Below are 12,768 nucleotides of genomic sequence, written 5' to 3'. Positions count from 1 at the left end.
CGGTCACCGCACCGCGGGCGGGCACCGTCACCCGGATCGCCCTGTCGGGTGTCGCCCAGGTCGAGGGCGGGGATCTGATCTGCGTCATCGCCGTCGGGGACACCACGGACAGGTCGTGACGCCGAGGTGACCAGGATCGTCGCCGGACGTGCCGGGGGACGCACGATCGTCGTGCCGTCCCGCGGGACGCGTCCCACCGCCGACCGCGTTCGCGAGGCACTCTTCAGCGCACTGGAGAGCCGCATGTACCTCGAAGGGGCTGCCGTCCTCGATCTGTACGCCGGCTCCGGCGCATTGGGACTCGAAGCGCTGTCGCGGGGCGCGGACCACGTGCTGCTCGTGGAGAACGACGCACGGGCAGCTGCAGTCGTCGCCCGGAACATCGAGGCGGTGGGACTGCCGGGAGCCGTGGTGCGGACGGCGCCGGTCGCCGCGGTGGTCGGGGGAGCGCCCGAGCGCACCTACGACCTGGTCCTCGCCGACCCGCCCTATTCGGTGGCCGATGCGGCCGTGGCCTCCGTTCTGGACAGACTGGTCGAGAACGCCTGGCTCGCCGAGGACGCACTCGTGGTCGTCGAACGGTCCTCGCGGTCACCGGCCACCGCGTGGCCGGGTTCGCTGACGGAACTCACCTCCAAGCGATACGGAGAAGCGCGGGTGGACATCGCCCGCTTCGAGCAGGCCGACGACGCCGGCACCGACGACGTCGGGAACTGATAGTTTCGGGCACCATGAGCGGTGCACTGGTTCCCGGAAGCTTCGACCCGATCCACAACGGTCATCTCGACGTGATCTCCCGCGTTGCAACGCAATTCGACGAGGTGATCGTCACCGTGGTGGTCAATCCGAACAAGAAGGGCCTCTTCACCGTCGACGAGCGGGTCGAGATGCTGGCCGACGCCACGTCGCACCTGAGTGGGGTGCGGGTGGCCACGTGGCAGGGATTGCTGGTGGACTTCGCGAGCGAATCCGGAGCGACCGCCATCATCAAGGGCCTGCGCAATGCCGCGGACTTCGACTACGAGGTACAGATGGCGCAGATGAACCGACGCCTGACCGGGGTCGACACCGTCTTCCTCGGGACCGATCCGGTGCACAGCTGCCTGTCGAGTTCCCTGATCAAGGAGATCGCCCGCCTCGGCGGCGACGTGACGTCGATGGTTCCGGGCGCGGTGCACGAACGTCTGCTGGCGCGATTGTCCGAATCTGCTTGACGCCGCGAGACGTGACACACCCGCCGGCGACACACCGGGGTGCAATCGAGCGGTCGGGTGCGAGCACCGGGCACACTTGACCTCGTCAGCTGTACCGATTCGAAGTGAGGTCTGAGCCAAGGTGTATCGGGTATTCGAGGCGCTCGACGAGCTCGTAGCGATCGTCGAGGAGGCGCGCGGCGTCCCGATGACCGCCGGGTGTGTCGTTCCGCGCGGGGACGTACTGGAACTTCTGGACGATGTGCGGGACGCCATTCCCGGTGAACTGGACGACGCCCAGGACGTGCTCGACCACCGCGACAAGCTGGTGTCCGACGCGAGGACGGGAGCCGAGAAGACGATCTCGTCGGCGAACGCCGAGGCGACCAGCACGGTCGAGAACGCGCGCGACGAGGCCGACAGACTTCTCGCCGACGCGAAGGCGCACGCCGACCGCATGGTCGCCGAGGCGACCGCGCATGCGGAGAACCTCGTCGCCGACGCCACCGCGCGCGCCGATGCCACCATCGCCGATGCGGAACACGAGTACGAGGAACTGACCGAGCGGGGACGCATGGAGTCGGCTCGCTCGATCGACGCCGGCAAGGCGGCCTACGAGCGCTCCGTCGCCGACGGCATCGCCGAGCAGGAACGTCTGGTCTCGCAGACCGAGGTCGTGCAGGCGGCACATGCCGAGTCCGCACGTGTCATCGACGCTGCCCACGCCGAGTCCGACCGCCTGCGTACCGAGTGCGACCTGTACGTCGACACGAAATTCTCGGAGTTCGAGGAGATCCTCTCGGGAACGCTGCGCTCCGTCGGTCGGGGCCGTCAGCAACTGCGCACCGGAAGCGGCGTGCCCAGCTACGACACCGACTTCGCAGACCCCCGCGGCCGCCGCTGAGCTGTCTCCACCCCCGAACCCCGAACCCCCCGCGAGTACGTCCATAGTGTCGTGATCGTGCGCCTCTGAGCGGCACTATCGGCGTACTCGCGGGGGAGTTCGGGAGGGGTGGGTGACACGGTCACGGCATGATTTGGCGCAGCCCGGAGGCTCCCGTATCGTGGAGTGGTTGCCCATTGCGCTGTGAAAGGAACGTCGTTGTCTCCCGCTGCTCGTCGCCGCACCGAACCCACCTCGGATCTGGTGTTGGACACCCGTCGTCTGGGTCGCCGAGCCGGATCGATGATGCCGGTTTCTCGCACTGTGAAAGCTCCGTCGCGTATCGGCCTCGATCTCATCGCCATTCCCGAGGGCGAGGACATCGTGTTGGACCTGCGGCTCGAATCGGTGTCCGAGGGCGTTCTCGTCAGCGGCACCGTCGACGCGGACACGGTGGGGGAGTGCTCACGCTGTCTCGAGCCCTTCACCTCGCACGTCCAGTTGCATCTGACGGAGCTGTTCGCCTACCCGAACAGCGTCACCGAGGCCACGACGGACGCCGAGGATCTGTACCGGGTCGAGGACGACGCGATCGACCTCGAGCCTCTTCTCGTGGATGTGGCGGGCCTCACGTTGCCGCTGCGTCCCCTGTGCACCGAGGACTGCCAGGGCCTGTGCCCCGAGTGCGGTATCCGCCTGTCGATTGCGGAACCAGGGCACAGTCATGAGATACTTGATCCTCGCTGGGCAGGTCTTGCATCGAAGCTGCAGACCGACCCCGACCAGACCTAGTCGGCCGACGCAAACCTGCGCCTGCACGACCTGTGCCCCGAGCACGAACATTGCACCGAACGAGTACGAGGAGAAGTAGAAGTGGCTGTTCCGAAGCGCAAGATGTCGCGGTCCAACACCCGATCGCGACGCAGCCAGTGGAAGACCACTGCACCCACCCTCATCACCTGCCCCAACCGCGGGTGCGGCGAGAAGACGCTGCCCCACACGGTGTGCCCGAACTGCGGCACGTACAAGGGTCGCCAGGTCACTGCGGCCGTCTGATACTCGGGCGACCTACGTGACCTCACAGTCGCCAGCGGCAGACCGGAGCGGCGAGGACGATCATGCATCGCTTCTCGCCGCTCTTGGCGTGTCTCTGGACCATGACCTTCTGATCCATGCGCTGACTCACCGCTCGTACGCGTACGAGAACGGTGGCCTGCCGACCAACGAGCGGCTCGAATTCCTGGGCGACTCGGTGCTCGGTCTCAGCATCACCGAACGTCTCTACACCGAACACCCCGACAAGTCCGAGGGTGAGCTGGCCAAGATCCGTGCGAGCGTCGTCAACATGCACGCTCTGGCCGAGGTCGCTCGCGAACTGGGTGCCGGCGGACTCGGCGCTCATCTCCTGCTCGGCAAGGGTGAGGAGCAGACGGGCGGACGGGACAAGGCCTCCATCCTTGCCGACGGTATGGAATCGCTCCTCGGTGCGATCCACGTCGAGCACGGCATCGACGTCGCCCGCGAGGTCGTGCTGCGGTTGTTCGCGACGCTGCTGGAACGTGGTCCACGTCTCGGTGCCGGCCTCGACTGGAAGACCAGCCTGCAGGAGCTCACCGCGGAGAGGGGACTCGGCGTCCCCGCGTACGAGATCACCGCGACGGGCCCGGATCACGACAAGGAGTTCACGGCCACGGTCCTGGTCGGCGGATCACCGTACGGTCAGGGTGTCGGCCGGTCGAAGAAGGAAGCCGAGCAGCGGGCCGCCAGCGCCGCCTGGACGGCCCTGAGCGAGGACGCGACCGCCGCGGCCGGTGCACCACCCGGCCCGGAGCTGTCCGCAGACCGGAATGCCTGAACTTCCCGAAGTCGAGGTCGTACGGCGAGGTCTCGCCGCGCATGTCGTGGGACAGACCTTGACCGACGTGGAGGTACTCCACCCCAGGTCCGCACGGCGACACCTCGAAGGCAGCGTCGATCTGGAGTCGCGTCTGGCGGGTGCGTCGGTGACCTCCGCGGAGCGTCGTGGCAAGTACCTGTGGTTGACGGTCCGCCATGGGGACGACACCGGTCCGCCGTCCGATGCGATCGTCGTCCACCTCGGCATGAGTGGACAGATGCTCGTCCAGCCGGCCGGAGCCCCGGACGAGAAGCATCTGCGCATCCGTGCGCGGCTGGGGAGCGGCGACACCGAACTGCGCTTCGTCGATCAACGGACGTTCGGCGGGTGGGCCGTGGCGGATCTCGTGGAGAGCGGCGGTTCCCTGCTGCCCGTTCCCGTGGCCCATATCGCGCGGGACCCGCTGGATCCACTGTTCGACGCGGAGTCGGTGGTCGGTGCCCTCCGCGCCAAGCACACCGAGATCAAGCGAGCGATCCTCGACCAGACGGTGGTGTCCGGCGTCGGCAACATCTATGCCGATGAATCGTTGTGGCGCACCAAGATTCACGGCAACCGTCTGACGGATTCGCTGACTCGACCGAAGCTTCGCGCCTTGCTGAACAACGCGCACGCGGTCATGGGCGAAGCTCTGGCACAAGGCGGAACGTCCTTCGACGCGCTGTACGTCAACGTGAACGGTCAATCGGGGTACTTCGATCGGTCCCTCGCCGCGTACGGACAGGAAGGGCTTCCGTGTCCTCGGTGCGGTGCGCCGATCAGGCGTGAGAAGTTCATGAACCGCTCGTCGTTCAGCTGCCCGAAGTGCCAACCTCGTCCCCGCGAGCGCCGGGCGTAAAGATCCCGTAAGTGGAGGGCTCTCCCGGCGTCAAGATCGCGTGAGGGAGGGCTGATCGGCCGGCCGCCGAGCGAAGTCTGAGCACATGGCTGATCTCGCTTTTCTTTCGCTCACGGCCGGAGGCTTCGTCCTCCTGTTCGCCGTGATCCGCGCGCTGTCCAGGTCGGCATCGTGACTCTCGCCGGAACGACGTCGGTCGTCCTCCTCGTCATCGCCGCGGCACTGTGTCTGTACCTGGTGATCGCTCTGCTCGATCCCGACAGGTTCTGAGCGCCGTGTCCACTCTTGCCGCGGGACTCCAGATCGCGACCGTCGTCGCCGTCCTCGCCGCCGCCTACGTACCGCTGGGCGACTACATGGCTCGTGTCTTCACCGCGCCGACATCGGATTCGCGTATCGAATCCGTGCTCTACCGACTGTGCCGCATCGACTCTCGTGCCGAGCAGGGCTGGGCCGGCTATGCCTCGAGCCTGGTGGGCTTCAGCGCTGCGGGCGTGGTGTTGCTGTACGTGCTGCAGCGGATTCAGGGTGTTCTCCCGCTGAACGGCGGCCTCGGTGCCGTCAGCCCCGCGGTTGCGTTCAACACAGCGGTCTCGTTCGTGACCAACACCAATTGGCAGTCGTACACACCCGAGACGACGATGAGCAACCTCACGCAGCCCCTGGGTCTCGCCGTGCAGAACTTCCTGTCGGCCGCCGTGGGCCTCGCGGTTGCCGTCACCGTCGTCCGTGCTTTCGTTCGTGTTCGCGCAGGAGGCGAACTGGGGAACTTTTGGGTGGACCTGACCAGGGGAACACTGCGGATCCTGCTGCCGCTGTCGATGATCGTCGCCGTGGTTCTGCTGACTCAGGGCGTGGTGATGTCCTTCCGGAGCGGCTTCGACGGGACCGGCCTGGACGGAACCGCGATCACGAACGCGCTGGCCCCGGCAGCATCGCAGGAAGCGATCAAGGTGATCGGCACCAACGGCGGTGGAATCTTCGCCGCGAACTCGGCGCACCCGTTCGAGAATCCGACCCCGTTGTCCAACGTCGTCGAGATCATCTCCCTGCTGCTGATCCCGGTATGCCTGACCCGGACTTTCGGGACGATGGTGGGCAGTCGTCGCGAGGGTCTGACCCTGCTGTCCGTCATGGGCGCTCTGTGGGCCGCGATCCTGGCCGTCACGCTAACCGCGGAGGCTCACACCACGGGCGCAGCAGCCACCGCGGCGGGATCGATGATGGAGGGCAAAGAGCAACGCTTCGGGATCGCCGGCTCCGCCCTGTTCGCCGTCAGCACGACCGGAACATCCACCGGCGCCGTCAATTCGGCGCACGACAGCATGTCGCCGCTGGGTGGGGGCGCGGTGCTGCTCAACATGGTGTTCGGCGAGATAGCGCCGGGCGGTGTGGGAACCGGCCTGTACGGCCTGCTGGTCCTCGCGATCATCGCAGTCTTCGTCGGCGGACTGCTGGTGGGCCGCACACCGGAATACCTGGGCAAGAAGCTGGGCCGGCGGGAGATCACGATGGCTGCCCTGTCGGTGCTGATCATGCCTGCTCTCGTTCTGCTCGGTACGGCGATCACGGTCGTCCTGCCGTCCACGACGGGATATCAGGGCAACAGCGGTGATCCGGGTTCACCCGGGTCCGCGCACGGCTTCACCGAAGTGCTCTACGCGTACGCGTCGGCTGCCAACAACAACGGCAGCGCCTTCGGGGGACTGACCGTCACCAGCGACTGGTTCCAGTCGTCGCTCGGCCTGGCGATGCTGTTCGGCCGGTTCCTGCCCATCGTGTTCGTTCTCGCACTGGCCGGTTCGCTGGCCAAGCAGCGTCGGGTCCCGGCCGGCGCGGGCACTCTCCCCACCACCGGGCCTCTGTTCTCCGGGCTGCTCCTGGGCACCGTCGTGCTCGTCGCCGCCCTCACCTTCTTCCCGGCACTGTCGCTGGGACCCATCGCGGAAGCCGTCCAATGACGATCACAGAGACACACGCCCCATCCACGTCCGAGGACGCCGGCGTGTCATCGGGGTACTTCGATGCCCGCCAACTTCTCACCTCGCTTCCGGGTGCGCTGCGCAAGCTGGACCCGCGGCACCAGGCGAAGAACCCCGTCATGTTCGTGGTCTTCGTCGGGTCCGTCGTGACGACGGTGCTTGCAGCGCTCGATCCGTCCGTGTTCGCGTGGACCATCGCGGGCTGGCTGTGGTTCACCGTGGTCTTCGCCAACCTCGCCGAGTCGGTCGCGGAAGGCCGGGGTCGAGCGCAGGCCGCCAGCCTCCGCGGCGTCGCCCGCGACACGGTCGCTCGCCGACTGGGACCCGGCGGTGACGAATCAAGTTTGTCCGCAACGGAACTAGTGGTCGGTGATCTCGTCGTCGTCGAGGCGGGCGGCGTCGTCCCCGGCGACGGCGACGTGGTCGACGGCATCGCCTCGGTCGACGAATCCGCGATCACCGGCGAATCGGCCCCGGTCGTCCGGGAATCGGGCGGCGATCGGAGTGCTGTCACCGGTGGGACGACCGTGCTCTCGGATCGCATCGTCGTCCGGATCACCGCGGCGCAGGGCCACACGTTCGTCGACCGGATGATCGCCCTGGTGGAAGGTGCTGCGCGACAGAAGACGCCGAACGAGGTCGCTCTGAACATCCTGTTGGCGTCGTTGACCATCGTGTTCCTCCTGGCCGTGGTGGCTGTCGGACCGATGAGCGACTACTCCGGGGGATCGCGCGGGCCCGTCGAACTGATCGCGTTGCTCGTCTGTCTGATTCCCACCACGATCGGGGCGCTGCTGTCCGCCATCGGGATCGCCGGTATGGACCGGTTGGTGCAGCGCAACGTCCTGGCGATGTCGGGACGGGCGGTCGAGGCTGCCGGCGACATCGACACCTTGTTGATGGACAAGACCGGCACGATCACGTTCGGTAATCGCAGGGCCACTGCACTTTTCCCGGCGCCGGGTATCTCGCGCGTACAGCTGGTCCGTGCAGCGCACCTGTCCTCCGCGGCCGACGGAACCCCCGAGGGACGCAGCATCGTCGACCTGTGCACCGCGGACGACGAGGAGCCACCGGCGGTTCCCGATACAGCCGTGTTCGTGCCGTTCAGCGCGCAGACCAGAATGAGCGGCCTCGACACCGACGCGCTGTCCATCCGCAAAGGTGCTGCGGACAACGTCTTCGGGTGGGTTCGAGAACACGAGGGAACCGCGGACGGTCACGACACGGTCCGCGACCGGATCGAGGAGGTCGCACAGGCCGGGGGCACCCCGCTGGTCGTCGCGGAGCATCGAGTCGGCAGCCAGGCCCGTGTGCTGGGAGTCATCCAACTCTCCGATGTGGTCAAGCCGCACATCGCGGAACGCTTCGCGCGCCTGCGCGCCATGGGAATTCGCACGGTGATGGTCACCGGAGACAACCCGCTCACGGCGCGCGCGATCGCCGCGGAGGCCGGCGTCGACGATGTTCTCGCCGAAGCCACCCCGGAGGACAAGCTCGCGTTGATCCGCCGGGAGCAGGAGGGTGGCCGGCTGGTCGCCATGACCGGGGACGGCACCAACGACGCTCCCGCGTTGGCGCAGGCGGACGTCGGCGTCGCGATGAACACCGGAACGTCGGCGGCCAAGGAGGCCGGCAACATGGTCGACCTGGATTCGGATCCGACGAAACTCATCGAGATCGTCGAGGTGGGCAAGCAGCTGCTGATCACCCGCGGTGCCTTGACGACGTTCTCGCTGGCGAACGATCTGGCCAAGTACTTCGCCATCCTGCCCGCGATGTTCTCCACGCTGTATCCGCAGCTCGATGTCCTGAACATCATGCGGCTGCATTCTCCGCAATCGGCCATCGTCTCGGCCGTGATCTTCAACGCTCTGGTCATCGTGGCGCTGATTCCGTTGGCGCTGCGCGGAGTTCGCTACACCCCGGCCACCGCGTCCACTCTGCTGCGACGCAATCTCGCGATCTACGGCGTCGGCGGCGTCGTGATGCCGTTCCTCGGAATCTGGCTGATCGACCTCGTCGTACGACACATCCCCGGAATGAGCTGATGATGAGAACTGTCACGTCCGCGCTGCGCCAGGTCCTCGCTGGGTTCGCCGTCCTGCTCGCATTCACCGTCGTGCTCGGTGTCGCCTATCCCGCTGCGGTATGGGGAATCTCGCGTCTCGGCTCGCACTCGGCGGAAGGGTCGCCGCTGGCCGACTCCCAGGGATGCGTCGTCGGAAGTGCGCTCACCGCAGTGGATCCCGTGCCGACCGGCGGCGGGTCCGATCCGTTCTTCCACCCACGCGTCACCGGGTCGCTCACAGGTTCCGACGCCTTCGCGCCCGGTGATCCGGCCGCGGCTCTGCCTCTCAACCAGGGGCCGAGCAGTGAAATCCTCGCCGCCATGGTCGACGCGCGCCGCAGCGCTGTCGCCGAACGCGAGAACGTCGACCCCGCCGAGGTACCCGTCGATGCGGTCACCGGATCCGGGTCCGGAATCGACCCCGACATCTCACCGGACTACGCAGAGCTGCAGGTGCCGCGCGTGGCGGCGGCGACGGGACTGACGGAGGACGTGGTGCGCTCCCGGGTCGCCGAGAACACGGACGGGCGGCAGTTCGGAGTTCTCGGGGAGCCTGTCGTCCACGTGCCTGCGCTCAACGTGGCTCTGGGTCTGACGGCGCCGACCTGTGCGACTCCCGCGGCCGACGGTGAATGATGGGGACGTGACGACGCCGACGCGGGACACCGACAGGGGAGAGTTGCGCATCTACCTGGGCGCGGCGCCCGGCGTGGGGAAGACGTTCGCGATGCTGGGAGAGGCGCACCGCAGGCGTGAGCGCGGATGCGACGTCGTCGCCGGGGTGATCGAGACGCACGGTCGTCCCCTGACGGCCGAACGGGCCGACGGACTCGAGGTCGTCCCTCCCTCCCTGGTGCCGTACCGCGGTTCGTCGATTCCCGAACTGGACGTCGACGCGGTGATCCGGAGACGTCCCGCCCTGGTGCTGGTGGACGAACTGGCGCACACCAACACTCCGGGCAGCAAGCACGCCAAGCGGTGGCAGGACGTCCAGGAACTCCTCGATGCGGGCATCGATGTCGTGTCGACGGTGAACGTCCAGCACCTGGAGAGCCTGAACGACGTGGTCGAGCAGATCACCGGCATCGTTCAGCGCGAGACCGTTCCCGACGCGTTCGTGCGGTCGGCTGCTCAGGTCGAATTGGTCGACATCACCCCGGAGGCGTTGCGGCGCAGAATGACTCACGGCAACATCTACGGCGCCGAGAAGGTCGACGCCGCGCTGAGCAATTTCTTCCGCGCCGGCAATCTCACGGCACTGCGGGAGCTGGCCCTGTTGTGGCTCGCGGATCAGGTCGACGCGGCACTTGCGCGGTACCGCGCGGACAACGCGATCGCCGACACGTGGGAAGCGCGTGAGCGTGTCGTCGTGGCGGTCACAGGTGGGCCCGAGTCCGAGACGTTGGTGCGCCGCGCCAGTCGGATCGCCGCGAAGTCCAGCGCCGAGCTGATGGTGCTGCACGTGGTGCGGGGTGACGGTCTGGCGGGAGTGTCGGCGGCCCACATGGGAAGCGTGCGTGCCCTCGCCACCGGACTGGGCGCGTCACTGCACAGTGTCGTCGGGGACGACGTCCCGGTGACTCTCCTCGAATTCGCGAGGGGAGTGAACGCCACCCAGCTGGTCCTCGGCACGTCACGACGGAACCGGTGGGCGCGGGCGGTGGACGAGGGGATCGGCGCGACCGTCGTCCAGAACTCCGGCGCGATCGACGTTCACATGGTGACTCACGATCACGCGTCGGTCGGCGTGCGACGGTTGTCGGCGCCGACAGTCCGGCGCCCCCTCGCGTGGGCAGCGGCCCTGGTCGTTCCGTCGGTCGCGGCCGCCGCGATCCACCTCGTCGACGACTACCTCGAACTCGGCGGCGAGAGTGCACTGTTCTTCGTCGTCGTGCTCGCGGTGTCCCTGCTCGGCGGAGTCGCGCCTGCGGTGTTGTCGGCGCTGTTCTCGGCGCTGCTGCTCAACTTCTTCTTCACCGAACCGCGATACAGCTTCACCATCGCCGAGCCCGACAACTTCGTCACGACGGTGGTGCTGCTCGTCGTCGCGGTCGCCGTCGCCGTCCTCGTCGACATCGCCGCACGGCGTGCACGCGACGCCCGCCGCGCGTCGCAACAGGCAGAACTGCTGGCCATGTTCGCCGGGTCCATCCTGCGCGGGGCGGACCTCACCGCCCTTCTCGAGCGCGTGCGCGAGACGTACGGTCAGCGCGCGGTCGCCGTCCTGCGCGTCGGACACGGGGTGGTCAGTGCGGTGGGGGAGCAGCCGCCCACCACCGTCGACGACGCCGACACGGCCGTGCAGGTTGCGGACGACGAGTACGCACTCGTGCTGGCGGGAGGTCGGACGCGGGCGGCCGATCGGCGCGTCCTCACCGCCGTCGCCAATCAGGCCGTCGGGCTGATCCGCCAGAGCGAACTGGCCGAGGATGCGCGGACCGCCGCCGCGGCCGTCGAATCCGACAAGCTGCGCCGGGCGTTGCTGTCCGCGGTGGGGCACGATCTCCGCACTCCGCTCGCGGCGGTCAAGGCCGCGGTGTCGAGTCTGCGGAGCAAGGACGTCACCTTCTCCCCTGAGGACACCGCGGAACTGCTCGCGACGGTCGAGGAATCCGCCGACCAGCTGACCGCGCTGGTCGGGAATCTGCTCGATTCGTCGCGACTGGCCGCAGGAGTGGTGCGGCCCATGGCCGTTCCCGTCTTCCTCGACGAGGTGGTCCGCCGCGCCTCGGCGACTCTCGGGACCGGTCGGAGGCAGCGCGAGCGACTCGTCGTCGATGTCGGAGACTTGTCCGTCCTCGCCGATGAAGGGCTTCTCGAGCGAGTCGTCGCGAACCTCGTCGACAACGCGTTCCGCTACGCGCCGACCGGACACGTCACCGTCACGGCCGACGGCGACGACGACCGCGTCAGGCTCGCGGTCGTCGATCACGGTCCCGGCATCGACCCGAAGTCGCAGGAAACCATGTTCGACGCATTCCAGCGTCTGGGCGACCGCGACACCACCACCGGTGTCGGCCTCGGTCTCTCGGTCGTCCGGGGTTTCGTCGACGCCATGAACGGCTCGGTCATCGCCTCGCAGACGCCCGGCGGCGGCCTCACCGTCACGGTGGACCTTCCCGGTGTCCTCCGGCACGCGGTCTCCCGATGAACGACGACACACGCCCCGGACTACCGCCCACCCGCGTGTTGGTGGTCGACGACGAGCCGCAGTTGCTGCGCGCCCTACGCATCAACCTCGGCGTCCGCGGTTACGACGTGACGACGGCATCGACCGGCGCGGGTGCGCTCCGGGCGGCGGCCGATCGCAAACCCGATGTCATCGTGCTCGACCTCGGACTCCCGGACCTCGACGGACTCGAGGTGCTGGCGGGCCTCCGCGGATGGACATCGGTCCCGGTGATCGTGCTGTCCGCCAGGTCGGATTCCGGCGACAAGGTCGACGCACTCGACGCCGGTGCCGACGACTACGTGACCAAGCCGTTCGGCATGGACGAGTTCCTCGCGCGGCTGCGGGTCGCGGTGCGTCGTGCGTCACAGGCCTCGTCCGACGGAGGCGATCCGGTGGTGACCACCTCGTCGTTCACCGTCGACCTGGTCGCGAGATCGGTGACCCGTGACGGCGCCGCGGTGCATCTGACGCCGACGGAGTGGGGCATGCTCGAGATGCTGGTGCGGCACCGCGGCAAGCTGGTGGGACAGCGCGAACTCCTGCGCGAGGTATGGGGGCCCGCGTACGAGACCGAGACCCACTATCTCCGGGTGTATCTGGGCCAACTGCGACGCAAACTCGAGCCCGATCCGGCGCACCCGAAGCACCTGCTCACCGAAGCGGGCATGGGCTACCGCTTCCAGGTGTGATGCGCCTGCCCGCCGCACGGTCGCCGCTCCGCTAGGTTGGCCG

The 12,768-nt window shown here is 67.8% G+C and carries 13 protein-coding genes; all 13 read left to right on the top strand.

Translation table 11 applies throughout. The features are described 5' to 3' along the window. Nucleotides 1-126 precede the first annotated feature (126 nt). The 13 genes from rsmD to RU01_RS15135 all read left to right on the top strand — a co-directional run bounded on the left by rsmD (nucleotide 127) and on the right by RU01_RS15135 (nucleotide 12,725). Nucleotides 127-717, top strand: a complete 591-nt coding sequence (gene rsmD / locus RU01_RS15190; protein WP_042575416.1) for a 16S rRNA (guanine(966)-N(2))-methyltransferase RsmD — start codon at nucleotides 127-129, stop codon at nucleotides 715-717. A gap of 14 nt (nucleotides 718-731) precedes the next feature. Next, complete coding sequence (coaD, locus tag RU01_RS15185) at nucleotides 732-1,214, top strand: pantetheine-phosphate adenylyltransferase (protein ID WP_042575415.1); 483 nt, start codon at nucleotides 732-734, stop codon at nucleotides 1,212-1,214. Between the two features lie 121 nt (nucleotides 1,215-1,335). Further along, complete coding sequence (locus RU01_RS15180; RefSeq protein WP_042575414.1) at nucleotides 1,336-2,097, top strand: DivIVA domain-containing protein; 762 nt, start codon at nucleotides 1,336-1,338, stop codon at nucleotides 2,095-2,097. Nucleotides 2,098-2,379: 282 nt separating this feature from the next. Then, nucleotides 2,380-2,868 carry a YceD family protein gene (locus RU01_RS15175; RefSeq protein WP_082043152.1) on the top strand — a complete coding sequence of 163 codons (489 nt, stop codon included), beginning with the start codon at nucleotides 2,380-2,382 and terminating at the stop codon, nucleotides 2,866-2,868. An 81-nt stretch (nucleotides 2,869-2,949) separates the two neighbouring features. Continuing rightward, nucleotides 2,950-3,132 (top strand): 50S ribosomal protein L32, encoded by a 183-nt coding sequence (gene rpmF / locus RU01_RS15170; RefSeq protein WP_027504976.1) that lies wholly within the window; start codon nucleotides 2,950-2,952, stop codon nucleotides 3,130-3,132. Nucleotides 3,133-3,148: 16 nt separating this feature from the next. After that, entirely contained in the window at nucleotides 3,149-3,931 is a 783-nt protein-coding gene (gene rnc, locus RU01_RS15165) for a ribonuclease III (protein WP_042575413.1), read from the top strand. Further along, a complete protein-coding gene (mutM, locus tag RU01_RS15160) occupies nucleotides 3,924-4,811 on the top strand; it encodes a bifunctional DNA-formamidopyrimidine glycosylase/DNA-(apurinic or apyrimidinic site) lyase (protein ID WP_042575412.1) in 888 nt (295 codons plus the stop codon). The genes rnc and mutM overlap by 8 nt, the downstream gene beginning before the upstream one ends. Nucleotides 4,812-4,982: 171 nt before the next feature. Continuing rightward, nucleotides 4,983-5,081 carry a K(+)-transporting ATPase subunit F gene (gene kdpF / locus RU01_RS22550; protein ID WP_062575821.1) on the top strand — a complete coding sequence of 33 codons (99 nt, stop codon included), beginning with the start codon at nucleotides 4,983-4,985 and terminating at the stop codon, nucleotides 5,079-5,081. Nucleotides 5,082-5,086: 5 nt separating this feature from the next. Continuing rightward, nucleotides 5,087-6,772 carry a potassium-transporting ATPase subunit KdpA gene (gene kdpA / locus RU01_RS15155; RefSeq protein ID WP_042575411.1) on the top strand — a complete coding sequence of 562 codons (1,686 nt, stop codon included), beginning with the start codon at nucleotides 5,087-5,089 and terminating at the stop codon, nucleotides 6,770-6,772. Continuing rightward, entirely contained in the window at nucleotides 6,769-8,844 is a 2,076-nt protein-coding gene (gene kdpB / locus RU01_RS15150) for a potassium-transporting ATPase subunit KdpB (RefSeq protein WP_042575410.1), read from the top strand. Before kdpA ends, kdpB begins: the two co-directional genes overlap by 4 nt. A gap of 2 nt (nucleotides 8,845-8,846) precedes the next feature. Then, on the top strand, nucleotides 8,847-9,500 hold the full coding sequence (locus tag RU01_RS15145; RefSeq protein ID WP_042575419.1) for a potassium-transporting ATPase subunit C: 654 nt from the start codon (nucleotides 8,847-8,849) through the stop codon (nucleotides 9,498-9,500). 7 nt (nucleotides 9,501-9,507) lie between these two features. Beyond that, on the top strand, nucleotides 9,508-12,015 hold the full coding sequence (locus RU01_RS15140; protein ID WP_082043150.1) for a sensor histidine kinase: 2,508 nt from the start codon (nucleotides 9,508-9,510) through the stop codon (nucleotides 12,013-12,015). Then, nucleotides 12,012-12,725, top strand: a complete 714-nt coding sequence (locus tag RU01_RS15135) for a response regulator (protein WP_042575409.1) — start codon at nucleotides 12,012-12,014, stop codon at nucleotides 12,723-12,725. Before RU01_RS15140 ends, RU01_RS15135 begins: the two co-directional genes overlap by 4 nt. Nucleotides 12,726-12,768: the final 43 nt, after the last annotated feature.

The organism is Rhodococcus sp. MEB064 (assembly GCF_000834565.1).
Lineage (GTDB): Bacteria > Actinomycetota > Actinomycetes > Mycobacteriales > Mycobacteriaceae > Rhodococcoides.
This window is presented reverse-complemented; position numbering and strand designations above follow the sequence as displayed.